We start from the raw sequence: 23,368 nt of genomic DNA, 5'->3' as shown, positions 1-23,368 counted from the left end.
TGGTTGGCGGTTTCAATAAGTCTAATCACAGAGTTTAATCACATAGCTTAATCACATAAGAAAAAAGGATGCATCGATGAACGAAGAGCAATACGAGAAGGGGCTTGAGGTGCGTCGTGCTGTGATGGGCGATAGCTATGTGGATAAGGCGCTCAATAGTGCGACGGATTTTACGCAACCGCTGCAAGATTTAGTCACGGCGAATTGCTGGGGTGAGGTTTGGGTGCGTGATGCTATCTCAAGGCAAACGCGCAGTTTGATTACTATTGCGACGCTGGCGGCATTAAAGGCGCCGACTGAGTTAAAGGGCCATGTGCGGGGCGCGCTAAACAATGGCTGCTCGGTTGAAGAGATCCAAGAAGTCTTACTGCATTGCACCGTTTACTGCGGTATGCCTGCGGGGATTGAGGCTTTTCGAGCGGCGAAAGAGGCGATTGAGGAGTGGCAGGCGCAAAACAGTTAGCTCACTTGGTACTATCATTTTGAGCGTCAATGGCTTTGAGGTTTAGTTGCTGTGAGATTTAATTACTTTGCGGTTTAGTGGTTTTAACATTCGCTAGGGGATCTGAGTTACGCGGATTCCCCTAGCGCATGATGGCTACAAACTTGAACAGTCTGCGCTTATTTTTGCAGTTGGGCTTTTGCGGCTTCTACTTTTGAGAAATCCAAACCGAGTTCAAGCACGGCTTCTTTGATCAAGGCCGGTTTCTGCATCACTAGCCCCAGCAGTTGTTGTAGTTTTTCGGCTGGGATGCCTAATTGACCGAGCGTACCCATCGCCATTAATGGATTTTCGGTTAATGTTTGAAACAGTTCTTGGATTTTAGCGTCACTGACGTTGTGTTCTTTTAAGATGGCAATAATGGGATTCATTGCATTACCTTGTTGATATGAAAGTTAAACAGGTGCCGATTTTATCACAGTTCTGCCAGAGTGGTTGCCTCACACATGCGTACCCATTGGATGTTGCCACGCTTTGCCTATGCCATTAAGCGCATTAGATTTTATTCCCAATAAGCTTTACTCTGGTGACGTATTTCCCAAAATCTGCCGATAAAACCTGAGCGACTGTCGGGCATCGTGAGCCGTTGCATTGGATATTATGGCTCTAGATATCATGACTCTAAGATATTGTGGCTCTAGATATGATTGCCTTAGATATCATGGAACAATGCGATTGGGTAATCGCTGGCTTTTATCATCCCTTAAAAATATAAAGGAACTGTGGTTATGCTTGATGTTGTCGCGAACCAAGACAAAAGTATTGTGGTTAAACAGTTGCGATACGGGCGTGATAATGAGGTGTTAGTCGTCGATGAGTGGCAACTGAACCCTGCGGAACATTGGGCGATTTTCGCGACCGACAGTTATTGTGGTTCCTTGCTCGGGCGAATATTAACGGGTGATATTCTGCCCGATGAAGGGACGATTGCTGGCCTGCCGCAACGTATCGGCTGGGTGTCACTTGGGTTGCAACAAGCGTTGCTGGAGCGCGAATTAGAAAAAGACGAGTTGGATTACGGTTCGAGTGTCGAATCCTTAGTGTTGGAATGCTGCCAAGATGCCAAGCAACTCCCAGCATTATTACAAAAGGTTGGGCTTGAGCCGCTGCGTCGGCGCGGTTTTCGGCAATTATCCACGGGCGAAACGCGCAGAGTCATGCTGGCACGTGCACTGGCAATGTTACCGCAATTGCTGATTTTAGATGACCCTTACGCTGGGCTCGATGCTGAACATCAGGCGAGTTTATCTGAGCTGCTGAGTGAAGTGGCCGAGCATAGCCAGTTGCTGATCATTACCTCTCGCCAAGAAGAATTGCCGCCGTGCATCAGCCATGTGGCGCTGTTTAATGGCGAGATGCTGAAATCGGGGCAGAGTGTGCACAAACTCAGCCCGTCGATGTCGATTGAGCAATGGCACAATCATCCTGTGATGGCGCAGTTGAATGCGTTATCGGCGCAACGTAGCGATGAACTCTTGGCCTTAATGGAGCGGCAAAGGCACAACGCCGAGGCGTTTGATCCCTTGGTCGAGATTAAAAATGGCAAAGTGGAATATGTCAGTGGGCTGATTTTCAGCGGCGTGAATTGGCGCATCGAGGCGGGGCAACATTGGCAAGTTCGCGGCCCAAATGGCTGCGGTAAAAGCACTTTGCTGGGGCTGATTTTAGGCGACCATCCCCAATGCTATAGCAATGCCATCACGCTCTTTGGCCGACCTCGCGGAAGCGGCGAGAGTATTTGGCAGATTAAACAACGGATTGGCATAGTATCGTCGGCGCTACACTTGCAATATCGCGTCAGTTGCTCGGCATTAGATGTGCTGCTTTCGGGCTTTTTTGACTCTATTGGCCTGTACCATAAACCCACTAAACCTCAGCTGGATTTGGCGAAGGAATGGTTGGCTATTTTGCACATGACAGGGCTGGCGAGCACGAGCTTTAAGAAGCTCGATTATGGTCAGCAGCGGTTATTGCTGATAGGTCGTGCCTTGATTAAACAGCCACTGTTACTGATTTTAGATGAGCCGTATCAGGGCTTAGATTTTATCAATCGCACCTTAGTGATGCGGGCGCTGGAGATGATAGCCGAGCATCATCTGAGCCAATTGCTTTACGTGTCGCACCATAGGGAAGATGCCTTACCTGCGATTAAAAACTTTGTCGATTTTATCAAGCAAGATGACGGCTATTCGGTACAGGTGAACTACTGTGAGTCTGAGGATTTAACCCGTTTAAATCAGTAAATGCCACCTATCGCAGCAGTTGAACGGCTGCTTATTTGTTTGCAGAGTTTGTCGTTATCCCTCGGCACTCCAACGCAGGTTAAAATTGACTTTACAGGGCGCTAGCCATTGAGTGTGTTAGTCACGCTCAATGGCAATATATCTGTGGCGCGAAAGATTTTCGTATTCCAGTGAAAACTGAGATGCACCACATATCGATAATGAGGGTATCGCCCTAGTGTTTAATCCCCCATTCGCCAGACAGCAGTTCTGTTAATTAGTCATGCTTGATATAGGTAACTGTGAGCCGTCTTACAGTTATGAATGTCGTTGGCGCGAATAATAGTTTCTGGCCTAGGCCAGAAACTCGTGACAGTTTTATGGTTCATCTACTGAACTTATTCATCAAGTCAGTTATCACGCTTGAGAATCCAGAACGATGGACTCCCTTAGCTAGATGAGCCCTAGATGAGCCTTAGTGTCGTGCGCTGTAAACAAGATGTGCACCAAGACCTAAAACACGATTTCAAGACATATAAGACGACTTAAAGATAAATACATATATGCCAAGACCTAAAAAATGCCGTCAATTATCGAGCTGTGTGCCCTGTAGCCTATTTAAGCCTAATGGGATCCCTGCGGTTAAATTAACTCATATTCAATTAGAGGCCGATGAGTTTGAGGCCCTCGAACTGGGTGACGTTAAAAGATTAAGCCAGATCGATGCCGCTGCCTTGATGGGGATCTCTCGGCAAACCTTTGGATACCTTCTCGCCAATGCCCGTAAAAAGGTGGCGACGGCTATCACTCAAGGTCAAGCCTTGAGGCTGCCAACCCAAACAGACAAGGATTTATCATGATTATTGCCATGCCGATGAGCCGCGAACGCCTCGCCAGTCACTTTACGAAAGCCCTACAAATTGGCTTTTATAATGAACAGTTTCAACGAATCAAACTGGTCGATAACCCGGCAATTGAAGGTGACTGTAGTGCCAAAAAAGCCTTATTAGAGCTGATTATCCAACAAGGTACCGACATTGTACTTGTGCAGAATATCGGTGAGCGCATGTTAGGAAAGTTGCTAGATGCGGGGATTAGTGTGAGCAAAGGCAGTGCGAGTCAAACAGTGGTGACTTTACTTGCACAAACGGCTGATCTTAATCTTAGATTGACGGATGCATCCCAAGGCCGCGCTTCACTCAAACATGCAGCCAAGGGCGGATGTTGCCACTCTACAGGTGACGGCTGCGGTTGCAGTGGTAAAGCTAAAGCAGCACCTAGATCAACACGTCTTATGGGCATGCCCGCAGCACAGGTTAAGCTTGATCAGTCAGTGCATTACGCTGGGTTTAGACCCTTGGTAAACAAATAATCTCACTGTCTAATTTGGATTATTCCGCCACAGTTAAACCATAGGGGCGGGCAAGCGCCCCTCGAATATCCGCTAACGAAAATACCTTGGAAAACCGTCCAAAGGTTTTGCCATAAAACACACATTCCACTACAGGTAAGGCAAATACATTGCGGCTCGCCGCTATCTCACCTTGGGCTTGGCAATCAATATAGGCCATCCGTATCTGCGGGAACTCTTGCGCCAACATCTCAGCAATTCTCGGTTTGAGCGTTTGGCACACACCGCAGTCCAGCGCGCCAAATAACAACAGCACCGCAGCATGCTCGGTTAACAAGGACTCCAGCATCTCAGGTGAATCCATTTCGATGATATCAGTGTGCATGCGTTACCATTTGGAAGTTGTGATAGGTATGAATTCATGGGCTAGTTTGCGTATTTCTAGGGTTAAAGCCAGCCCATTTTTACCACGCTACTACCGATAAATTGACCAAGTTAGAATAAGCCAAGCATGAGAAGCCCGATACTGGCAGCAATCACTCCGGTTTGCTGTATGCCTGTCAGGCTATCTCACCATTGTTTTAGATTATTTATCATTTCACTACCTGCTACCTGCTACCTGCTACCAGCTACCTGCTCAGGCTTAAGGTTACACGCGTGACTTTACATATGTCGCATCGCTAACTGCACCACTGACGCTCGCAGGGAATGCCATCACCGTTACCATCCATTTGAGTATTGGGGCAATGTTGGATGTAGAAAGTCGCCTCAGCACAGGAACTCATGTGGCTGCAATGGGTTTTACCCGCTTCACATTGGAAACTTGGTGTTGCCGTTGCTTGTGTTCGCGCTTTAGTTTCATACATGGGCATTGGCTGAGTGTCTTCATTCGTGAGGACTGGTACTTCATCGATTGCAGGAGCTTCATTGAATTCTTGGTATTGTTTAAAGCCAAAGATAACTATGGCCACGATTATTAGCAGCGGGATTATCGTATTAAAAGAGGATTTTCGTGGGCTATGGTAATGCGCTTTGTTTTTGTTATTGAAGTTTTCATTGCGTGATTGGATATGAGAGTGGGAGCGTGTTGTTGCACTCGCTGCAACGACTGCGACGCCTTCAATCGAGGCGATAACCGCTTTTCTTTTGCCGTCATTTTGCACTTCCGTTTGATACAGAATGCTGTCGCCCACTATGGGTTTTCTCGCCATCTTTTTCAGCACTGAAATGTGAATAAACACATCTTGGGCTGCGTTTTTTTCAGGCTGAATAAAGCCAAATCCCTTTTCATCGTTCCAGCGTACCAGTACGCCTCTATCCATGAGCATTTTCTATGTCCTTAATTTAACGGCTTAATATTTTTAGTTATTGAATATCAATACTTACTTGAGTCGTGCCAATTTATCTCTTTTAAGGAGCAAACCGTACTTAGGTTGACGAGTCAGCTATTCAATGTTGGCAGCTAAGTTACTCAAGCATAGGAAGTTTTGCAATTTTTTATCTTGAATTTGCTTATGTGTGACTCATTCGTTTTGAGTGTATGGCGGTGGGGAAATGTGAGCACTTAGCAGAAACGGTTGGCATTTTGGTAAATTCAATACAAACAATAGATTGCATTAATAATAAACAAATCGATCAAAAAATGTGCGTTAAAACTTGCAATTTTACTGTGTGCTACATAGTATTTGCTGTGTGGCGCACAGTGTGTGTGACACAGTGTTAAGGACAGGAATTCGACAATGACAAGTTCACAGCTAGTCAAAATGCGACTCGAGTTGCGCCGTGGGGTATTAGTGTTGGCGGTACTGGGATTATTAAAACAAGCCCACTACGGTTATTCGCTCCGCAAACAGTTGCAGGAAGGTGGTATTGATATTGACGAAGGGACTCTGTATCCCTTAGTGCGCCGCCTAGCCGATCAAGGATTGTTGGATAGTGAGTGGCGACAGGCCGAAGGGCGTGAGCGTCGTTATTACCAATTGTCGTCATTGGGCGCTGAGTTGCTCAGTCAACTGACCGATGAATGGCAGCAACTTAATGGCGCCTTGGCTTTTTTACTGGAGCAAAGCGCTGACACTAATGGCTCTGATATGAAAAGCTCAGACGAGAGTGCAGAGGAGATTTGATATGGAATTAGTCGATCGCTATATCGCCGCGGTGCAGCGAGAATTGCCCGAGAATAAACGTCAGGAAATTGGCCGTGAATTAAAAGCTAATATCTGCGACCAATTGGATGCCCTATCTGAACAAGGCGAATTGACTGAAGCGCAAATTGTCGCGGTATTAAAGCAAATGGGTCATCCCTGTAAGGTCGCGCAGCAATTTGTACCATCTATGCCTATTATCGCCTCTGAGGATATTCCGCTTTTTAAACATACACTTTTCATGGTACTGGGTGTCTTGTTTGTGTTGCAGGTGGTGGGTGGCACGACTCAATGGTTGGGCTCGGCAGAGGGGGATCTATTAGGATTTATCCACCATATTGCCAAAGGTTTTATTGGCGATGCCTGTCTTGCCTTTACCGCTATTCTGTTGGCCTTTTGGAGTTTCTCGGCTCAGGGGAAATCTATGTCCGGCAGCAATTGCCAAAAATGGCAGCCGCAGAATTTGCCAAAGGTTGGACCTGGTTGGCAGCATATTAGTTTAAGCGATGTGTTTACCGATCTGGCGACATACCTTTTTCTCTTACTTGTGATCTGGTGTTCTGTGTGGATGAGTAGCGAGCAATTAGCCGCGCGGACTGTGATTTTCAGCGTCAATGCTCAGCAATTACTGCAATGGTTTAGCCCTATTATTTTGCTGTCTATGGGGAATAGTCTCTGGCAACTACGCCGCCGAGTGTGGACTACTGAATTGTTACTGGCGAATATGGGGATCAATCTTGCTTATGCCTCGTTCTTAGTCTTTCTGGCCTTTAGTTCGCCACTATTACAAAGCCAAGTACAAAACCAAGGAGCTGAATTAAATGGGGAATTTACGTTATTACAGTTAGAACATTGGCTAAGTTATACTCTAGTGATTGCCGCTATGTTCCCTGGCTATGAAGTGATTCGCGATGGGGTGCGTTGGCGTAAACTCGCAAGCAAATAAGTAAGGTTTAACCTAGGTTTTGTAGGTGAGTTTTATTCACTTTTTTATCGAATACATGGCCTGATCAGCATGATTGAACAGGCTTTTTATATTTGTGCCATCTTCTGTGGAGAAAAGTAAGCCACGACATTTACATTCGATGCTGATTTATTCTGGGGTATCGCCATGATTCATTTCATTATTAAGCGATTCTTGAGCCTGTTGTTTGTAGGTGTCAAATATGCCTTCTTGCTTCATCTGTTTGAGCTCCCGAGCAAGATTAACGGCGAGTGCCGCGTGACGTTTATTTAAGTAACCATAGCTGGTGAGTTCTTCTAGGGTGGCAATCGCGATTATTTTGCTGCCTTGAAACTCAGGCGTTTGTAATAGATCCAATGAGCTTGCCTCCGTATCAATATAGATATCGATTCGGTCGCGGAGCATTTTACGAAAGGAGCTCGCGGGGGATGAAGATTCAGTCAGACGCTCCTTAGGAATGAGTCCCTTTAGCTTTTGTTCTGCGAGGAACACGCCTCGATAGTATTCGATCTTGTATCGACTCTTTTGCAGCGCTTGCCAGTTAGGTATTTTGATTTCGGGATTGTGGGCGAAGGCAATTAAATGGGTATCGATAACCGGTTCTTCAATTCGAATGAGGTTGGTAAACTTTTCGCCATAATGAGATACACGCCCCGGCTCGCCATCCACTTTACCTGAGTCCGCCATCATACTGGCGCGGGCAGCAGGAACCACTTGATAGGAGAAGTCATATCCTAAGCGTTCAAAGGCTTGGGCGTAAATCAGTTCAGCCCATTTAAAGTAGAAGTTATGTTTGGGGTCCTCATAAAACGCCATCGTAATGATAGGTTTATCAGCAATCATCGCTGTGGTTTCTGCTGTTGATTTGCTGGTTGCATGAACCGAGACACAAAAGAAAAGGCCTACCCACACACTCCAAATGTGCATATTGCTCCATCGTTGCATAGCGTGTCCCTAAACGTGTTGAGTTATTTAGAGTATAGCTAGCCTGATAAATGGGTTCATTTTTATTCAAGCAAGATTATTTTATTTCCATGATTTCACACTAACACACGGTTGAAATGTGATCTGCTGGCGGACATTTTGTCCTTTTGGGTTTAAAAATGTGCGATACGGCACATAGAAATGATATTTGCCTGTATTTTGCTGGTTTTTTATTCATCAGAGTTTGAGCTTGATCGGTTTTTTGCTTGTAAATAAGGCGTTAAATCCCTGCCGTCTATCACCTGTAGTAGGAAAGAAAGGATGAAATCGGGACTGGGATTATCAGGAATGCGGTTATCAAAGCTTTGGTTATCAATGACGTGGTTATTACCTCTTTGTTGTTTATCGAGTACCGTAGTGGCAGAGGCGGCAACGGACAATATCGAACGCCTAGAGGTGCGCGGTAGGCAAATTAATACCTTAGGCCATAGTACTTCGGCATCTGAGGGAATAGTCGGCGCGGCAGAAATCGAGAGTCGACCCCTATTACGAACCGGTGAAATCCTCGAATTTGTTCCTGGGATGATAGTCACTCAACACAGTGGTTCGGGTAAGGCGAATCAGTATTTCTTACGCGGCTTTAATTTGGATCATGGCACAGACTTTAATACTCGAGTCGATGGTATGCCTGTGAATATGCGAACCCATGGGCATGGTCAGGGTTATACGGATCTTAACTTTTTGATCCCTGAACTTATAGGCGAGATCCGTTATGCCAAAGGCGCTTATTATCCTGAGGTGGCCGATTTTTCTGGCGCGGGTGCTGCCCAATTACTGCTGGCTGATCAACTCCCCCATAACCAAGTTGGGGTGACGTTGGGTGAATATGGCTACCAGCGACTCGTGGCGACTCAGGAGCTAAACACTGACATGGGGCGTTTTATTTGGGGTGGTGAGGCACAAACCTATGATGGCCCGTGGACGGATATTGATGAGGATGTGAGTAAGATCAGTGTCGTCGGGCGTTATTTAACTCGGCTCGGCGAGGGTGACTTGAGCGTCACTATGATGGCCTACGACAACAGCTGGAATTCGGCGGATCAGATCCCCGCCCGTGCGGTGGATTCTGGATTAATTGATTTTTATGGATCTTTAGATAAAGACGTCGGCGGTGAATCTAACCGTTATAGCGTTTCAGCTAATTACGATGCGGGTGATTGGCAGGGAAATGTCTACGCTATTCGCTCGACTATGAATTTATTCTCTAATTTTACCTATTTTTTAAACGATCCCATCAATGGTGATGAGTTTGAACAAGTCGATGAACGCACGATTTGGGGCGGTGATCTTAAGCGTGATTGGCAGACTTCACTTGGTGGCACTCAACTGAATTACAGTGTGGGCGGCGATGTGCGTTATGACGATATTGGCGCAGTGGGTTTGTATAACACTCAGGCGCGACAACGGCTGAATACGGTAAGGCTCGATGAAGTGCAAGAGTTGTCGAGTGGCATCTTTGGCAAAGTTGAGTGGCTGCCAGCTGATCAATGGCGTTTTAATCTTGGGCTGCGTTACGATTATTTTGATGTGCAGGTCGACAGTGATAATCCGCTTAACAGTGGCGATGCGTCCGATGGTATGTTCAGCCTCAAAGCCGGTGCTTCTTATTTGTGGAGCGATAATCTTGAGTTATATGTTAATGCAGGCCAAGGGCTACATTCGAACGATGCCCGCGGTGCAACGATCAAGGTTGACCCTGTGAGTGGCGATGAGGTCGAAAAAGTCGATCTGCTCGTGCGCTCAAATGGCGGCGAATTTGGGGTGAAATACTATGACAGAGACTTTATTAATTTCTCTGCTGCGATCTGGTATCTGCAACTAGATTCAGAATTAGTATTTGTGGGCGATGCGGGTAACACTGAGCCGAGTCGTGCATCTGAACGTTATGGTGCTGAATTAACGGCTTATTATTGGTTGAATGAGGCAATCAGTATCGATATGGAATTAGCGTGGACTAACGCCAGATTTACTGAAAATGAATTTGAAGAGGGTAAGTATATCGATGGCGCAGTTCCCTTTGTTGCCAGTGCGGGCATCACCTATCGACCCGACGGCGATGGCCTGTATTCGAGTGTACGTGTGCGGCACCTTGGCGAGCGGGTGCTCGATAGCTTTAATGACCACAAGGCTGATGCGACCACATTAGTTAACCTCGCGTTAGGATACGAGTTCCGCCGCTTCGACACTAAGCTTGAGCTGCTCAATGTGTTTGATAGTAAAGATCACGACATAGATTATTTTTATGCCTCTCGTTTGCCCGGCGAAGCAGTCGAAGGCGTTGAAGATCAGCATTATCATCCTGTTGAGCCACGAATGGTGAGAGTCAGCGTGAGTTATCATTTCTAGTGATATTCATCTGTTAAGGCGATATCGAAGATTATTACGTATGTCGCCGAGCAAAAAATGTATCTCATTAAGCGTCCAGATAGTTGGGCGCTTTTTTCTGCTGCACTCATTTAAGCGCTAATTTAAGCGCTAATCTAAGCCCAAATCGCTTCAAACTATGTGGCTGCAATAATTTACTATTCCCGCGCTGACAATGGAGGCTAGAATGATGACGAGTCGATCTGAGTTTCCCCCTGTTTTACAGCTGATGCTATAGGTAATCGCCGCGAGTTATGAGTACTGCAACACCCATTGAAAACATTAATTATTGGCGTCATCCTAGCTTATCAGGCATAGAACTGAGTCAGGCGGAATTCACGCATTTCAGCTTTGATAAACATGTGCATCTGGATTACCACTTAGGTGTGGTCACCCAAGGTGCGCAGCAGTTTGTGAATAAGGGCAGCAGTTATCAGCTTGGTCAGCACAGCCTATCGACCTTAAATCCCGACGAAACCCATGATGGTCAAAGCCGCGATGCCGACGGTTATCGGGTGAAAGTGATGTCGATTCCCGTGGAATACATGAATGAAGTCAGCCAAGAACTGGGTTTGAAGGAGCACTTTTTCAGCGCGCCTATGGTGGATGACCCGACGCTTTATCAATATTTTATTCAGCTACACGAGCTATTAATTCAAGGCCAATGTGGTGCGCTTGCGGGTGAGTCCCACTTACTGAATTTTATTCATCTGCTGCTGGAGCGTTACCCAAGCGGTATTTCATCTTGCCTATCTAAACCGAATCAACCGCAGGGGTTATCTAAGTTGCAGGTGAGCTTAGTGAAACAGCGAATTCACGATGAGCCTTGGCATAATACTCAACTTGAAACCTTAGCCAATGAAGTGAATTTAAGTAAATTTCAGTTTTTACGGCAATTTAAACAGGCAACAGGGATGACTCCCCATGCGTACCTTAAACGGGTGCGCTTAGAGTTGGCGAAAAAATCCTTAAGTCATGGCGCTTTAGTGGCGGATGTGGCGCAGCAGTTCGGATTTTTCGATCAAAGTCATTTAAACAAAGCTTTTAAGCAGGCATTCCTATTATCGCCAGTGCAATTTCAGCGGCGTATGCTCTAATTTCCGCCCGTCTTTCGACGCCGCTGGTTTTTAAAAAACACTGAATAGTGCAATTTATTACAATTCAGCGCTGCGACAAATTGCCATACTGGCTGCCTCAGTTATCGTTATTAGCCTTTTTTGCGGAGCCGCATATCTATGGATTTATCTTTATTACTCACCTTGGCTGTAATCCATGCCGTTGCTTTAATCAGTCCCGGACCCGATTTTGCCATTATGGTGAAGATTGCGACTCAGCAGTCCAGAAGCACTGCGGTTTCCGCCGCTGTGGGGATTTCAATAGCCATTTTAGCTCATACGATTTTGAGTCTGACCGGTGTGAGTCTACTCATTAAGAGTTCGCACACTCTGTATCTCTTAGTGCAAATTGTGGGCGCTTCTTACCTCGCTTGGATGGGGTTTGGTGCCCTGCGAGCCGGTCTTGCGATACTCGCTAAACGTAAAATGAGTGCCAGAGTCCATGCAGGGACAAATGATGATGCTGTCATTAGTGCTGGTGACGTTGAAGGCGTGGCGTCTGTTGCTGGTGGCTTAGGTGGCACTATGTCGCGCAGGCAAGGTTTTTTGACTGGGCTTTATACCAATCTATTGAATCCGAAAGCATTAGTATTTTTCTTAACCCTGTTTTCGGCCTTGATTACCCCAAGTGTTACAACGAGCACTAAAATCGCTTCCGCTATTTTGTTGTTGTCTTTGTCATTGGCATGGTTTGGCTTTTTAGCGGTAATGTTGTCAAAGGCGCAGGTGCAACTTAAATTGCAGCGACTAACACCAGTTATCGATGCGGTTATTGGTGTCATCTTTATGTCGGTAGCCTTGGCGATTTACTCAAACCTATTATTAACCGCTTAGTCAGGTGCAGTGTAAATCACCTTAGGTTTTAGTCTGAGGCACTTATGGTATTCTTGGCCTTTAGTCTCAGCAGAGACATTTGGAGTAAGGGATAAAGATGCCATTCGCCTCACGACTTAAGGGAAGCAAATTAGCTGTTTTCAGCCAAGTTACACTGATGAATATCGCGTTTTCAGCGGCGTTAATATTCAGCGTTATGGGTTTAAGCATAAATGCAAACGCCGCTGATGAAGCCATGCCACAGGAATATATCCCTCTGGTGCAGGGGCTTATCGACGCCGCCAAGGCCAATGATCTTGAGGCGCTTGCTAAGCGTGTGGCTTACCCGCTTAAACGTGAATATCCGATCCCCGCGATTCAAAATACCCAGGAAATGATCGCACGTTTCGATCAGGTTTTTGATCCTAAGCTGCTTGAGCAGATCGCCCATTCTAAGATTGAAGCCGATTGGCAGACGATGGGCTGGCGCGGCATTATGCTCGGTAGCGGTGTTGTGTGGCTGGATTTTGATGGCAAGATCATCGCCATTAACTATCAAACACCGGTAGAGGCAAAACTGAAAGCTGAGCTTATTGCTAAGCAACAAACGGCATTACATCCGAGTGTGAGTGAGTTTGTCAGCCCAGCGTTATCTTGGGAGACCGCCAAGTTTACCATTCGTGTCGATGATATGGGGAACAGCCAATACCGCTATGCCGCATGGGCAAAGGGTAAGGCATTGAGTGAAAAGCCAGATTTAGTGCTGAATAAAGGCAAACTCGTTTTTGATGGCAGTGGAGGGAATCATTCATACCAATTTCGCAGCGGCCCATACCAGTATTATTGTTATGTCACCGTCTTAGGCGGCAGCGATAGTCCTCTAGGCGAGCTAGTGGTGTTTAAGAATGACCAAGAAATACTGACACAAGCTGTCATTAAAGCAGACTAGTCTCGTTTCCATATCCCTATTAGTGAGATTTAAAGCCGCGACCCTATGGTGATGGTCGCTGCTTTAATCTTCCATATTTTAGAAAGTCACTGTGGCAACAATGCTAATCTTAGGTAAGTTCTCAATATATAAATCCGTCCTAAAAAGTTAATGCCCCTTTTCATGGTAGCACCACGCAAAACTACGCTTGTCGCGTCGGACTGTTGACCAAATTTTTGTAATGCTACAATGTGACTACAAGAACAATGATTATCCACGCAGCAAATTACAGTTCAATTCGTCCATTAGTGTTTGTTTCACTTATTCGAAAAGTGTAAATGGTAAGGAGTCATGATGTACGATATATTGCTAAGACATATCCAAAAAAACTATGAAATATTACCTCTAGTAAAAATAGGAAATAAAGGCGGTTCTTGCAGATTCTGTAAGTCGAGTAAAGCATCGTATCGTAATAAATCACACTCTATTCCCGAGTTATTAGGAAATAAAAGCATATTCACTTTAGATGAATGTGACGAGTGCAACAAATATTTCGGTCGTAAAATTGAGAGGGATTTGAGTGAGTTTGTTACTCCTTCGTGGTTTACTAAGTTAAAGGGAAAGAATGGGCGTAGGACAATGCAAGCACTTGGTGGAATCAAACTATCTAGTGATGTCAGTTCCTTAAATATAGAATTTCCTGACCATAGCAGTAACTATTTTAAAGACATTATACTGGAGACAAAAGGCCGTTCCTTTGCGGGAGTTAATGTATATAAAGCATGTGTGAAGATCCTAGTTTCAATTTTACCTGAAAAATATCTGTCTGATTTCGATGATACGACAAAATGGCTGCTTTCAGATGATGGATTTGAAAAACTAAACCACAGGCCTTTTATATTGGTTGGGAATCAACTACCTGATTTTAGGTTGCCTGATGTTATGGATGTAGAACTTATTAGACAGCAGAATGCAGGTGAGGATGCAGTTTATCAATTAGATGTAAGGTTCAACAACTATTATATAAAATTGCCTTTTTCACCCAAAGCAAAGTGTATGTTTAGAGTTGGTGAAGTTATTCCGGCTAGAAATGAAATTGAAAAAGTATATTTTCAGGAGATCGACCTTTCAAAATATGTTTCTAAGCATAACTACAAACTGAAACTAGATATCTCAAGTGTTAAATGAAAAAATTGAGTACTAATCTACCTTAATTAACCTATTTTGTCCCAAATGTGAGTTATAACATTCTTTGGAAATGACAATTCACGCAGCATTATTCAGTCGGTTTTAATTCGCGAAATAAAAAAGAGCATTAAGGATGAACTTAATGCTCTTTTTTATGGATAAATGCCTGCTCAAACTGTGTTGCGGTAATGGGTTTACCGTAGAGGTAGCCTTGGCCTAAGTCGCATTCCTCGTGACGAATAAAGGCATCTTGTTCTAGGGTTTCTACGCCTTCGGCGATCACTTCCAAGTCCAGTTTCTTACCAATGGCAATAATTGCCTTGGTTAACTCTCTATTTTGTTCGTTTTCTTCGAGTTTACTAATAAAGCAGCGATCGATTTTTAAGGTGTCGAAAGAGTATTTTTGTAGATAACTTAAGGATGAGTAGCCTGTGCCAAAATCATCTAGGGAGATGCGGATACCGAGTTCTTGTAGTTTTTGGATGGCATTGTGGGCAATGTGTTCATCCTGCATCAGCATGCCTTCGGTAATTTCAAGTTCTAAGGCGGTGGGGGGCAATTGATAAAGGGTGAGTAAGTCGGCTATGTGTTCGCTAAAGCGGGGATTGCGCATTTGCAAAGGGGAAATATTGATGGCGATTTTAAACTCTTGGCCTACCTCGCGACACCATTTTGCCGCCTGAGACAGAGCGGTATGCAATACAAAATTGCCAATATCGATAATCTGGCCATTACGTTCAGCTAAGGCGATGAATCTGTCTGGGGCGACATTGCCAAGGATGGGATTATGCCAGCGCAGCAGGGCTTCGGCACCAATCACTTGCTTCGTCTTTAAGTTAATAAAGGGTTGGTAATGCAGGCTTAACTCGTTCTTGTTCAGTGCATCGACCAAGTGGGATTCCAGTTGATAGCGTAGGTTTAAAGCGGCTTGCGTATCTTGATTAAAGAAGCTGTGAGTTGAGCCATCAGCCTTGCTGATCGTCATGGCCGCTCCGGCTTTTTGCAGCAGGATGGCGGCATCGATACCATCCATAGGCGCTTGTGCTATGCCCATGCTCGAGGGAATCGTGATTACAAAATCAGCCACACCAAAGGGGGTATTACAGCAGTTAAGCACTTTATTGATGAGTTTATTGGTTTCGTTATTCGAAGGTTTGTGGGCTTGAATAATCACAAATTCGGCGCCAGCGATGCGGGCGATAAAGGTGTTTTCATCGGTATAGTGCTGTAAACGTTGGCTGAGAATAGTGAGAATTTTATCGCCAATCAGGTAACCATAACTGTCGTTGATGGATTTGAAATTACGCAGCCCAAGATAGAGTACTGAAATCTTTTCTTTGCGATTCACTTTTTCGAGCATGATCGACAGACTATTAATCAAATTGATGCGGTTGGGTAATCCCGTGAGTGGATCGTAGCTTTTATGGTATTCCAGTGAGGTTTCGGTGGAGGTGCGGTTTTCGATTTCTTTGATGAGCTTGCCGCTAAGTTCGGCGAGTTCATGGGTGCGCTGTTGTACTTTTTGCTCTAGCTGCTGATTGTACAGTTGTAGCTTAGCCTGTTGATAAAGGGTGACTAGGTTAGCTTCGATACCATTTTGAAACCGAGCGAGTAAGCTGCGAAAAGATTGGCGGTAATTATGCTCTTGGCTATCGAGCATGCAGATAGTGCCAAAGGCACTGCCATCTGGCCAACGTAAAGGTAAACCACAGTATGCGATCATGCCGAGTTTAATGTCAGGATTTTTGTCCCAGTTTTTATCCTTTAGGGCATTAGGAATGTGGAGTTCCTTACCTTCTTTGATCACTGTTTCGCAGTAAAGTCCGTGGCCTAAACTGTCTTTATCATGTTTTTTATAGGGATTACCTTGGGTGCGGCTCGAGGTAAAGACCTCAATATCGGTTTGATGGACACGCATGATCAAAGCGGCGGGAGTGTCGACTAATTCAGAGAGTAAATCTAAGGTTTGTTGCCAGTTATCAACCATTTCTTGGGGAACAACGATTTTGTCTGTGTCGATAGCAATGTCGGCAAATAAACGATCTTTTTGAGACTGGTTAATGGCGAGGTTGTATGGCATGAATGCTCAGTCCTAGAGGCGCGATACTATTCATAAACTATAGTCTTTTTACTCATGATGTGAGTCTTTTCGATAAATTTAGTTACTGCAAAATCTCGGTTCTATCTTAAATGCTGCGCTGTTAAATCTCTTAAGTGTTAGGTAAGAATTCAACGGTACTCTAACACTAAATGTTCTGATTTTTGGATTTATTAGTGAATAACTATCTGAAAGATAAAGTTATGATGACATTTATGGATTTTGCTAAGGGGCATTTAATTACGCCGCTTTTAGTGTTTGCAGTGATCATAGTGGGGCTTGAATGGACTCACGCTGATATGAAAGTCGCGACTTTGTTATTTCATTGGCAAGGAGGTATCGACTCTTGGCCATTGAGAGGATATTGGTTGACCGAAGATTTACTGCATGTCACTGGGCGTAACTTTGTCATCTTGCTGGCGGTGAGTGTCGTAGTCGGCATTGCCTTTAGTTTTCGAAGTGACAGGGTAAAACCGTACCGCAAGGGCCTGATTTACCTATTTAGTAGCGTATTGGCGAGTGTGTTGCTGGTCCGAATTGGCAAGAGCGTTACTCACATGACCTGCCCGTGGGATGTGATTGAGTTTGGCGGCCAGATGATACATACCTCCTTGTTTTCTCGTTTACCTAAAAGTGCTGAGTTTGGTCAATGTTTCCCTGGTGGCCATGCCAGCGGCGGGTTTGCTTGGGTTGCCTTGTATTACGTGCTGCGTGAGTATCGCCCGCATTTAGCTAAGTTTGGATTAATCTTTGGTTTGAGTTTGGGCCTAGTATTTGGCATTGGCCAAGAGTTACGCGGCGCCCACTTCTTGAGTCATGATTTATGGAGTTTAGCCATAGCATGGACGTCCGCTAGCCTACTCTACTATGTGTTTTTTCTGCGCTCGCCTGCGTTTAGAAAGTCTAAATTGGTCGCTTTGGGTCAAATGTTCAAGGTTACAAGTAGTGGAATACCGCAAAAATAACGAGCTGCGAAGCTAAAGCCCTGAGTCCTTATTGGGTTCAGTGTTTTTTATGGCTTAAAATCTAAATTCGAAGCGCATATCTGGTCTGCGTAGGCGAGATCTTTCATCTAACAGTTGGTTTTTTTCGTTGAGTAGGCTGTTTTTCTGTTTCAATAAGTCAGCCTTGTCGGTGAGATTATTGATCTTGCCATCAAGACTGCTTATTTCTCTCTCTATGGTATTTAAGCGGTCGGCAATCTCAGTTAAACGTTTGTTGGTCAGGTATTGTTGATGGCCTTGGTTATAGCGCTCAACAAACTGGTTATTACTGCAAACCCCATAATAACTTTCTCCCGCTAAGCCTACGCGGTAGCCATTTTCTGGCACGCAGTAACTGGCTAACCCTTGCTGGTATCCTTGTTTCCATTGCGCGGTATCGACACTGAGATTAAATTCACGACAATCTTTTTGATATTGATTTAATTGCCCAGAACTTGTCCCACGGTTGCCATCGGCAAGCCCAAGGGCAAACCAATCACTATTGGCGCATTCTTCAATAGATAAGCTGCTGCATTGAGTCAGGGATAAGACTGAAAGTGCGAGGAAAATGCTGGGATAGTGCATGGATAAGTTCTCTATATGTTGTGGCGTTTAGGATAAAGGCTCTTATGGGGGAGATCTAGCTATATATACCGCCGTTTATACGGTCATAGATGCATTTTATTGGGCTGAATCCATCACAGTTTAGCGGATGAATGCATGATAACCAGCTGATATTGTGTTAGTTTGTGGTTAACACTTTAATGTCTGCTTTGGTGCTCGCTATGATTTCACTTATTTCATCTGCGTATTCAGCTTCAATACCGGCAGTTAAGTCGGCTCATCAATCCCTTGATACCGCCGAGCCAAGCGGACTTAAATCCTTTACCTATGGTGCATTAGGACTGGCAGCTCCTAAAGCTGAGGTCAGTTTTGATGGCACTGCAAGGAGTAAAATACCTGAGCCTAGTGCGGATGATTTAGATGACGTTAAGAGTTCAAACGACACTTATTACAGTGCAGGCCAAATATTGAAAGCGGCGGCGACCGTGGGCAGTGTGATTGCCTTATTTGTTTGAGTTAAGTTCCTGCAGCAATTTAGCTCTGGGTATTATTTTAACTGGCTTGGATTGGCATATTCGCCGCGGAAAATGGCTTGTTGTTTTGAGTCTGGTTTTATTGGGGGGAGCATAAAAGAATATTCTTTTAGTTAAAGCGGTATTTTCAGTCTCTTTCTTTGCCAAAGCGCTGAGTAAATCTGGTATTGTGTTTAACACGCAAGTGCATTAGTTTTTACTTAAAATTCGTTTAACAATCCTAAACTATATTCATCAAACTTCCGCTGGAGACCGCTTTTGTATGAAGATTTGCCCGCAGTATTCCATATCATGCCTAAGTAAGGTATAAGGGCGCTATGAAAACTCCGAAACGAATCCAACCCCTGGTTGATGAAGGACTGGTCGATGAGGTCATTAGCCAGTTAATGAGCGGTAAAGAAGCGACTGTGTACGTTGTACGCAGTGGTGATGATATCCGCTGTGCCAAAGTCTATAAAGAAGCGGACAAGCGCAGTTTTAAGCAAGCTGTGTTATATCAAGAAGGCCGAAAAGTCCGTAACAGTCGTCGCGCACGTGCGATGGAAAAAGGGTCTAAATTTGGCCGCGATCAGCAGGAAGAAGCTTGGCAAAATGCTGAAGTTGAAGCACTTTACCGTTTAGCGAATGCGGGTGTGCGTGTGCCAACGCCTTATGGTTGTTTCGATGGCGTGTTGCTGATGGAGTTAGTGACGGATGCCGAGGGCAATGTCGCGCCGAGATTAAACGATGTCAGTATGTCGGCAGAAAAAGCCTTGAAGGATCATGCGTTGGTGATGACCTATGTCAAACGTATGCTCTGTGCGGGGTTAGTGCACGGTGACTTGTCTGAGTTTAACGTGTTAGTTGATAGTGAAGGGCCAGTGATTATCGACTTACCTCAGGCCGTCGATGCCGCTGCAAATAACCATGCTAAATGGATGTTAGCGCGTGATGTGAATAACATGACTCAATACTATGGTTTGTATGCTCCTGAGCTGTTAAAAACACAATACGCCAAAGAAATTTGGGCCCTGTTTGAAGCCGGTGAATTGAAGCCTGAAACACCATTAACGGGTGAGTTTACCGAAGTGCTGGTCGAAGCTGATGTTAGTGCGGTCTTGGAAGAAATCCAAGCAGCCTTTGAAGAGGCACAAGAGCGTAAGCAGCGGATCCAAGAGGCAAACGAAGAAGACTATTAATCGTCAGTCGTTGTTTTTCACCCATAAAAAAGACGCTCAAAGTAGCGTCTTTTTTATGCTAAAAATTAAGTGAAATTATTATTTTTATTGTTGATTTTATTATTGTTATTTAATTTTTGGCGTTAGCCAATCCTTGGCTTAATCCCCGATGGAAGCTGGGGCCATCCTTGTTGCTACAAACAAGCTAGCAATCATCGAACAGTGTGATAAAAGGACAAGAGCTGAGAGAGAAATATGTTCATGACTTGGGGGAGCACAATTCACATATTTAATCTTTGGGGAAGATAACTCCCTCAATCCTTGCCGAAACTTTGGTCACTCTTCAGTCAATCTATGTAATACCAATCACGGCCTTCCTTGGCGCACTACACTCATTGCAGTGCTGGATCATCATTGATCCTGTGAATAAAATGACAAGGCCAGAGAGAGAAATATGTTCATGACTTGGGGGAGCACAATTCACATATTTGATCTTGGGGGAGATAACTCCCTCCCTAGTCTTGCCGAAACTTTTGCATTGTCCCTATCCGTTTGTTGCTGTTAATACTATTTCCCAATCTTCGCTGGGTTCATCAATTTGGACGACAAGGCCGGACTAAAAAGGGCGCTGTTATTATTGTTGTTAGCACATCTTTTACATCGTTAGCGTTATCAGCAGGGCGATATGCAATCTCGTCCGGCCTTGTCTATTCGGGCACGTTTAGCTTGTTGTACAGGCACTCAATTGCCATGCAGCACTTAACCTATCGTGCGTAGCTCTTGATTGAGCTGTTTAATTTTTTTCTGTAGCTGGGCAATCTCACTCATTAATGCGCATTCTCTTTGCTGGGGTTGCAGATCGCTTTCTCGCACCCATTGGTAGACTGCCTTAGCAGATAAACCGTATTGACGTGCAACATCCGACAGTAAGCGACCTTGTACTTTAACCTCGGTGATAACATGTAGCTTGAGACTATTTTCTGCGATTCCCATGAGCGTTCCCTCTTTTTACTGCCTTCTAACCAAAATATGACCGTTTGCGTTGCCTTTTATTGATGATATTGACGCTGTTCTAAATCCCACTGGCTCAGACCTAGGTGGCGCAGACAAATCCATTCGTGGCGACATAGTGCGATAAAGTTCATGACTGTTTTCATACTTCCTCCTTTATGACCCTAAATACTCGAGCCCATTTTCTGTCTCGATAGGTCCATTTAATTTGGATTAATCCTGTTGAAGTCGACTTGAGTTTTCGGCGATTTCTACCGCGTCTGACTGTCTACTCACTTAGTAGTATGTAAAATTCGTGCCAATATTCTAATTTTTATTTTAATGTTTAAAATCATTGGCTTGTATATTCGATTAAAACGGCGTGATTTTTTAGTGCTGCCAAAAAAGGTGCAAGGCGCACTATTTCGGTGCCATTGGCTTGATATGGAGCAGGGCGGTCTAAGCCATGATTGAAGCCCGAAATCTGTATCTTTGCTGACTAAAATCTGGATTAGCATAATTGAAGATGGATAAAGGATTGTCTCCAGCGCAATTGCTTATATACTGCCTGCTTTGTGGCAATCCCTAGGTCATTCGTATTACCTAATGGACGTGATATTTCTTGCCCTTTTGAGCGGTATTCACAGTCATCAATCATATAAAGAGGTTATAAATGATGAAGTGTTTTCAGGCAGTGCAATCTAAACCATCCCTGTTAGCCATAGTGGTATTGACGACCGCGCTAGTTGCATCGGGTTGTACAACAATCAATCCCTATTCAAACGAAGAACAAACCGCTAAAGCGACCAGTGGCGCATTGATTGGTGCCGTCGCGGGTGCCGCAATTGGGGTGGTATCTTCGAGCAAGAGCGACCGCGGTAAAGGTGCTTTAATTGGTGCTGCATCGGGCGCCGCAGTCGGTGGTGGTATTGGTTATTACATGGATGTGCAAGAGACTAAATTACGCCAACAATTAGCCTCAACGGGCGTGAGTGTGACCCGTAACGGCGATAACATCATTTTGAATATGCCTAATGAAGTGACCTTTGGCGTAGATCAAACCGAGTTAAGTGACGGGGCTAAACGCGTGCTGAACTCAGTGGCGGTTGTGGGCAAGGAATACAGCAAAACGCAGCTTAACGTATTAGGTTATACCGACAGCAGTGGTTCAGACTCTTACAATTTACGTCTGTCACAGGTCCGTGCTAGCGAAGTGGGTAATTACTTGATGAGTAAAGGCGTTGCCTCTGCCCGTGTAAAATCAAAAGGTATGGGTGAAGCGAGTCCTATTGCATCAAATGCCAATGCAAATGGCCGAGCACAAAACCGCCGCGTTGAGATCGTACTAATACCAACGGGTAAATAGTCTGGTCTAAGCACAAAGTTCTCGCTGAAAAAGTCGCCTGGGGCGACTTTTTTGTTTTCAGTGGTGGGCTAATTGAGTGATTAGCTTGCCGGGCTTCAATTAGACAATTTGTCCTTTATGAAGCGCACCTTGAGTGACCTGCACCACAAACATATCACTGCTAATTACCTTGGGATGAGTTCAGCTTGATCCCTTTATCGATTTCACGTTCTGTATGGGGATAAGTCACAAGAATGACTTTTAGTGCCTAAAGGAGAATATGACTATGATAAGCAAAAATGTGTTAGTAGCCTTGAGTTTAAGTCCTGTCATCATGGTGACTGCTGTACAAGGAGTGCCGATGAAAGCCGAATTGACCACAGGAGTCACGCCGATAGAACTGCGCGCCGCAGGCAGTTTAAAGGCTGCGATGAGTGATATTATTGCTGCTTATCAAGCACAGTCGCAAATAAGTGTTGTAGCGCAATATGCGCCCTCAGGTTTATTGTTAAAGCGCATTCAAGAGGGCGAGAAAGTCGATATCTTTGCCTCGGCGAATATGAAACATCCACAGGCATTAGTGGATTCGGGTCAGGGCGAAGCGGTGCAAATGTTTGCCCGTAATCAACTCTGCGCTGTTGCTCAAGACACAGTTCAGGTGACGAGTGCGACGTTACTCGATACCTTGTTAGATCCTAAGGTTAAAGTCGGCACCTCAACCCCGAAAGCCGACCCCGCGGGTGATTATGCCTGGGCCGTTTTTGCTAAGGCCGAAGCGGTAAAACCCAATGCGAAAGCCGCGTTAGAGACCAAGGCATTACAACTGACGGGCGGCCCTGAGAGCGTTAAACCGCCTAAAGATCGCAACCCCTATGGCTGGGTGATGGAAAACAAGCAAGCGGATATCTTTTTAACCTATTGCACTAATGCTGTGCTGGCTAAAAAAGAAGTGCCGAGTTTACAAATCATAGACTTACCGCAGGAACTCGCCGTGGGTGCCGACTATGGTTTACTGGTTTTGCAAGGCGCTAATACTGCCGCTAAGCCGTTAGCCGAGTTTATTCTATCGACAAAAGGCCAAGCGATTCTGAGCAGTTATGGTTTTCAACCTCCGGCAAAATAG

Annotated in this window: 23 protein-coding genes; 16 read left to right on the top strand and 7 right to left on the bottom strand. The window is 45.0% G+C overall.

The window, feature by feature from the left end; translation table 11 throughout:
- The first annotated feature begins 76 nt into the window (after nucleotides 1-76).
- The gene (locus tag L5M11_RS07030; protein ID WP_198573438.1) at nucleotides 77-463 is read left to right on the top strand and encodes a carboxymuconolactone decarboxylase family protein; all 387 of its coding nucleotides are present in this window, start codon (nucleotides 77-79) and stop codon (nucleotides 461-463) included.
- Nucleotides 464-621: 158 nt separating this feature from the next.
- Here L5M11_RS07030 and L5M11_RS07025 read toward each other — a convergent pair whose 3' ends face one another.
- A complete protein-coding gene (locus tag L5M11_RS07025; protein WP_006083102.1) occupies nucleotides 622-873 on the bottom strand; it encodes a DUF2999 family protein in 252 nt (83 codons plus the stop codon).
- 357 nt (nucleotides 874-1,230) lie between these two features.
- On the opposite strand from L5M11_RS07025, the gene L5M11_RS07020 reads away from it, so the two are divergent.
- From L5M11_RS07020 to L5M11_RS07010, 3 genes are all read left to right on the top strand, one after another.
- Nucleotides 1,231-2,745 (top strand): ATP-binding cassette domain-containing protein, encoded by a 1,515-nt coding sequence (locus L5M11_RS07020; RefSeq protein WP_263191726.1) that lies wholly within the window; start codon nucleotides 1,231-1,233, stop codon nucleotides 2,743-2,745.
- Nucleotides 2,746-3,287: 542 nt separating this feature from the next.
- Nucleotides 3,288-3,584 (top strand): DUF134 domain-containing protein, encoded by a 297-nt coding sequence (locus tag L5M11_RS07015; RefSeq protein ID WP_212600126.1) that lies wholly within the window; start codon nucleotides 3,288-3,290, stop codon nucleotides 3,582-3,584.
- Complete coding sequence (locus L5M11_RS07010) at nucleotides 3,581-4,096, top strand: NifB/NifX family molybdenum-iron cluster-binding protein (RefSeq protein ID WP_263191725.1); 516 nt, start codon at nucleotides 3,581-3,583, stop codon at nucleotides 4,094-4,096. The genes L5M11_RS07015 and L5M11_RS07010 overlap by 4 nt, the downstream gene beginning before the upstream one ends.
- A gap of 19 nt (nucleotides 4,097-4,115) precedes the next feature.
- Here the strand turns inward: L5M11_RS07010 and L5M11_RS07005 are convergent, their stop codons facing one another.
- Together L5M11_RS07005 and L5M11_RS07000 are read right to left on the bottom strand one after the other, a co-directional pair.
- The gene (locus L5M11_RS07005; protein WP_263186720.1) at nucleotides 4,116-4,460 is read right to left on the bottom strand and encodes a thioredoxin family protein; all 345 of its coding nucleotides are present in this window, start codon (nucleotides 4,458-4,460) and stop codon (nucleotides 4,116-4,118) included.
- A 295-nt stretch (nucleotides 4,461-4,755) separates the two neighbouring features.
- Entirely contained in the window at nucleotides 4,756-5,403 is a 648-nt protein-coding gene (locus L5M11_RS07000) for an excalibur calcium-binding domain-containing protein (RefSeq protein WP_263191723.1), read from the bottom strand.
- Nucleotides 5,404-5,814: 411 nt separating this feature from the next.
- On the opposite strand from L5M11_RS07000, the gene L5M11_RS06995 reads away from it, so the two are divergent.
- Together L5M11_RS06995 and L5M11_RS06990 are read left to right on the top strand one after the other, a co-directional pair.
- Nucleotides 5,815-6,201 carry a PadR family transcriptional regulator gene (locus L5M11_RS06995; protein ID WP_105251375.1) on the top strand — a complete coding sequence of 129 codons (387 nt, stop codon included), beginning with the start codon at nucleotides 5,815-5,817 and terminating at the stop codon, nucleotides 6,199-6,201.
- A 1-nt stretch (nucleotide 6,202) separates the two neighbouring features.
- Complete coding sequence (locus tag L5M11_RS06990) at nucleotides 6,203-7,165, top strand: hypothetical protein (protein WP_263185654.1); 963 nt, start codon at nucleotides 6,203-6,205, stop codon at nucleotides 7,163-7,165.
- Nucleotides 7,166-7,312: 147 nt separating this feature from the next.
- Here L5M11_RS06990 and L5M11_RS06985 read toward each other — a convergent pair whose 3' ends face one another.
- Nucleotides 7,313-8,128 (bottom strand): hypothetical protein, encoded by an 816-nt coding sequence (locus L5M11_RS06985; RefSeq protein ID WP_219236020.1) that lies wholly within the window; start codon nucleotides 8,126-8,128, stop codon nucleotides 7,313-7,315.
- Nucleotides 8,129-8,455: 327 nt separating this feature from the next.
- Between L5M11_RS06985 and L5M11_RS06980 the strand changes: the two genes are divergently transcribed.
- The 5 genes from L5M11_RS06980 to L5M11_RS06960 all read left to right on the top strand — a co-directional run bounded on the left by L5M11_RS06980 (nucleotide 8,456) and on the right by L5M11_RS06960 (nucleotide 14,575).
- Entirely contained in the window at nucleotides 8,456-10,513 is a 2,058-nt protein-coding gene (locus L5M11_RS06980; RefSeq protein WP_411569285.1) for a TonB-dependent receptor, read from the top strand.
- A gap of 272 nt (nucleotides 10,514-10,785) precedes the next feature.
- Entirely contained in the window at nucleotides 10,786-11,628 is an 843-nt protein-coding gene (locus tag L5M11_RS06975; protein WP_263181751.1) for an AraC family transcriptional regulator, read from the top strand.
- Between the two features lie 138 nt (nucleotides 11,629-11,766).
- Nucleotides 11,767-12,480, top strand: coding sequence for a LysE family translocator (locus L5M11_RS06970; protein WP_263191720.1), 714 nt, complete (start codon nucleotides 11,767-11,769; stop codon nucleotides 12,478-12,480).
- A gap of 97 nt (nucleotides 12,481-12,577) precedes the next feature.
- Nucleotides 12,578-13,408 (top strand): hypothetical protein, encoded by an 831-nt coding sequence (locus L5M11_RS06965; protein ID WP_263191719.1) that lies wholly within the window; start codon nucleotides 12,578-12,580, stop codon nucleotides 13,406-13,408.
- A gap of 333 nt (nucleotides 13,409-13,741) precedes the next feature.
- On the top strand, nucleotides 13,742-14,575 hold the full coding sequence (locus L5M11_RS06960; protein WP_263191717.1) for an HNH endonuclease: 834 nt from the start codon (nucleotides 13,742-13,744) through the stop codon (nucleotides 14,573-14,575).
- Nucleotides 14,576-14,714: 139 nt separating this feature from the next.
- On the opposite strand, the gene L5M11_RS06955 is transcribed toward L5M11_RS06960, so the two are convergent.
- Nucleotides 14,715-16,655 carry a GGDEF and EAL domain-containing protein gene (locus L5M11_RS06955; RefSeq protein WP_173497170.1) on the bottom strand — a complete coding sequence of 647 codons (1,941 nt, stop codon included), beginning with the start codon at nucleotides 16,653-16,655 and terminating at the stop codon, nucleotides 14,715-14,717.
- 224 nt (nucleotides 16,656-16,879) lie between these two features.
- On the opposite strand from L5M11_RS06955, the gene L5M11_RS06950 reads away from it, so the two are divergent.
- On the top strand, nucleotides 16,880-17,638 hold the full coding sequence (locus L5M11_RS06950) for a phosphatase PAP2 family protein (protein ID WP_173497921.1): 759 nt from the start codon (nucleotides 16,880-16,882) through the stop codon (nucleotides 17,636-17,638).
- Between the two features lie 54 nt (nucleotides 17,639-17,692).
- Here L5M11_RS06950 and L5M11_RS06945 read toward each other — a convergent pair whose 3' ends face one another.
- Nucleotides 17,693-18,241, bottom strand: a complete 549-nt coding sequence (locus tag L5M11_RS06945) for a DUF2799 domain-containing protein (protein ID WP_113939984.1) — start codon at nucleotides 18,239-18,241, stop codon at nucleotides 17,693-17,695.
- A 179-nt stretch (nucleotides 18,242-18,420) separates the two neighbouring features.
- On the opposite strand from L5M11_RS06945, the gene L5M11_RS06940 reads away from it, so the two are divergent.
- Both L5M11_RS06940 and L5M11_RS06935 read left to right on the top strand, forming a co-directional pair.
- Entirely contained in the window at nucleotides 18,421-18,735 is a 315-nt protein-coding gene (locus L5M11_RS06940) for a hypothetical protein (RefSeq protein ID WP_317629864.1), read from the top strand.
- 335 nt (nucleotides 18,736-19,070) lie between these two features.
- Nucleotides 19,071-19,931, top strand: coding sequence for a PA4780 family RIO1-like protein kinase (locus tag L5M11_RS06935; protein WP_028759534.1), 861 nt, complete (start codon nucleotides 19,071-19,073; stop codon nucleotides 19,929-19,931).
- A gap of 738 nt (nucleotides 19,932-20,669) precedes the next feature.
- Here the strand turns inward: L5M11_RS06935 and L5M11_RS06930 are convergent.
- Entirely contained in the window at nucleotides 20,670-20,903 is a 234-nt protein-coding gene (locus tag L5M11_RS06930) for a transposase (RefSeq protein WP_106649408.1), read from the bottom strand.
- A 673-nt stretch (nucleotides 20,904-21,576) separates the two neighbouring features.
- Here L5M11_RS06930 and L5M11_RS06925 point away from each other — a divergent pair.
- A complete protein-coding gene (locus L5M11_RS06925; protein WP_263191751.1) occupies nucleotides 21,577-22,266 on the top strand; it encodes an OmpA family protein in 690 nt (229 codons plus the stop codon).
- A gap of 265 nt (nucleotides 22,267-22,531) precedes the next feature.
- Nucleotides 22,532-23,368, top strand: a complete 837-nt coding sequence (locus tag L5M11_RS06920) for a molybdate ABC transporter substrate-binding protein (protein ID WP_263185664.1) — start codon at nucleotides 22,532-22,534, stop codon at nucleotides 23,366-23,368.

This window comes from Shewanella sp. SM87 (genome assembly GCF_025653705.1).
GTDB classification, from domain to species: domain Bacteria; phylum Pseudomonadota; class Gammaproteobacteria; order Enterobacterales; family Shewanellaceae; genus Shewanella; species Shewanella oncorhynchi.
Note: the sequence above shows the minus strand (reverse complement) of the source record. Positions and strands in the feature narration are given on the sequence as shown.

Bases quoted from the DNA above. Each gene is read 5' to 3' on its own strand.
- L5M11_RS07030 (WP_198573438.1), top strand. From the start codon at position 77: ATGAACGAAGAGCAATACGAGAAGGGGCTTGAGGTGCGTCGTGCTGTG.
- L5M11_RS07025 (WP_006083102.1), bottom strand. From the start codon at position 873: ATGAATCCCATTATTGCCATCTTAAAAGAACACAACGTCAGTGACGCT.
- L5M11_RS07020 (WP_263191726.1), top strand. From the start codon at position 1,231: ATGCTTGATGTTGTCGCGAACCAAGACAAAAGTATTGTGGTTAAACAG.
- L5M11_RS07015 (WP_212600126.1), top strand. From the start codon at position 3,288: ATGCCAAGACCTAAAAAATGCCGTCAATTATCGAGCTGTGTGCCCTGT.
- L5M11_RS07010 (WP_263191725.1), top strand. From the start codon at position 3,581: ATGATTATTGCCATGCCGATGAGCCGCGAACGCCTCGCCAGTCACTTT.
- L5M11_RS07005 (WP_263186720.1), bottom strand. From the start codon at position 4,460: ATGCACACTGATATCATCGAAATGGATTCACCTGAGATGCTGGAGTCC.
- L5M11_RS07000 (WP_263191723.1), bottom strand. From the start codon at position 5,403: ATGCTCATGGATAGAGGCGTACTGGTACGCTGGAACGATGAAAAGGGA.
- L5M11_RS06995 (WP_105251375.1), top strand. From the start codon at position 5,815: ATGACAAGTTCACAGCTAGTCAAAATGCGACTCGAGTTGCGCCGTGGG.
- L5M11_RS06990 (WP_263185654.1), top strand. From the start codon at position 6,203: ATGGAATTAGTCGATCGCTATATCGCCGCGGTGCAGCGAGAATTGCCC.
- L5M11_RS06985 (WP_219236020.1), bottom strand. From the start codon at position 8,128: ATGCAACGATGGAGCAATATGCACATTTGGAGTGTGTGGGTAGGCCTT.
- L5M11_RS06980 (WP_411569285.1), top strand. From the start codon at position 8,456: ATGCGGTTATCAAAGCTTTGGTTATCAATGACGTGGTTATTACCTCTT.
- L5M11_RS06975 (WP_263181751.1), top strand. From the start codon at position 10,786: ATGAGTACTGCAACACCCATTGAAAACATTAATTATTGGCGTCATCCT.
- L5M11_RS06970 (WP_263191720.1), top strand. From the start codon at position 11,767: ATGGATTTATCTTTATTACTCACCTTGGCTGTAATCCATGCCGTTGCT.
- L5M11_RS06965 (WP_263191719.1), top strand. From the start codon at position 12,578: ATGCCATTCGCCTCACGACTTAAGGGAAGCAAATTAGCTGTTTTCAGC.
- L5M11_RS06960 (WP_263191717.1), top strand. From the start codon at position 13,742: ATGTACGATATATTGCTAAGACATATCCAAAAAAACTATGAAATATTA.
- L5M11_RS06955 (WP_173497170.1), bottom strand. From the start codon at position 16,655: ATGCCATACAACCTCGCCATTAACCAGTCTCAAAAAGATCGTTTATTT.
- L5M11_RS06950 (WP_173497921.1), top strand. From the start codon at position 16,880: ATGACATTTATGGATTTTGCTAAGGGGCATTTAATTACGCCGCTTTTA.
- L5M11_RS06945 (WP_113939984.1), bottom strand. From the start codon at position 18,241: ATGCACTATCCCAGCATTTTCCTCGCACTTTCAGTCTTATCCCTGACT.
- L5M11_RS06940 (WP_317629864.1), top strand. From the start codon at position 18,421: ATGTCTGCTTTGGTGCTCGCTATGATTTCACTTATTTCATCTGCGTAT.
- L5M11_RS06935 (WP_028759534.1), top strand. From the start codon at position 19,071: ATGAAAACTCCGAAACGAATCCAACCCCTGGTTGATGAAGGACTGGTC.
- L5M11_RS06930 (WP_106649408.1), bottom strand. From the start codon at position 20,903: ATGGGAATCGCAGAAAATAGTCTCAAGCTACATGTTATCACCGAGGTT.
- L5M11_RS06925 (WP_263191751.1), top strand. From the start codon at position 21,577: ATGAAGTGTTTTCAGGCAGTGCAATCTAAACCATCCCTGTTAGCCATA.
- L5M11_RS06920 (WP_263185664.1), top strand. From the start codon at position 22,532: ATGATAAGCAAAAATGTGTTAGTAGCCTTGAGTTTAAGTCCTGTCATC.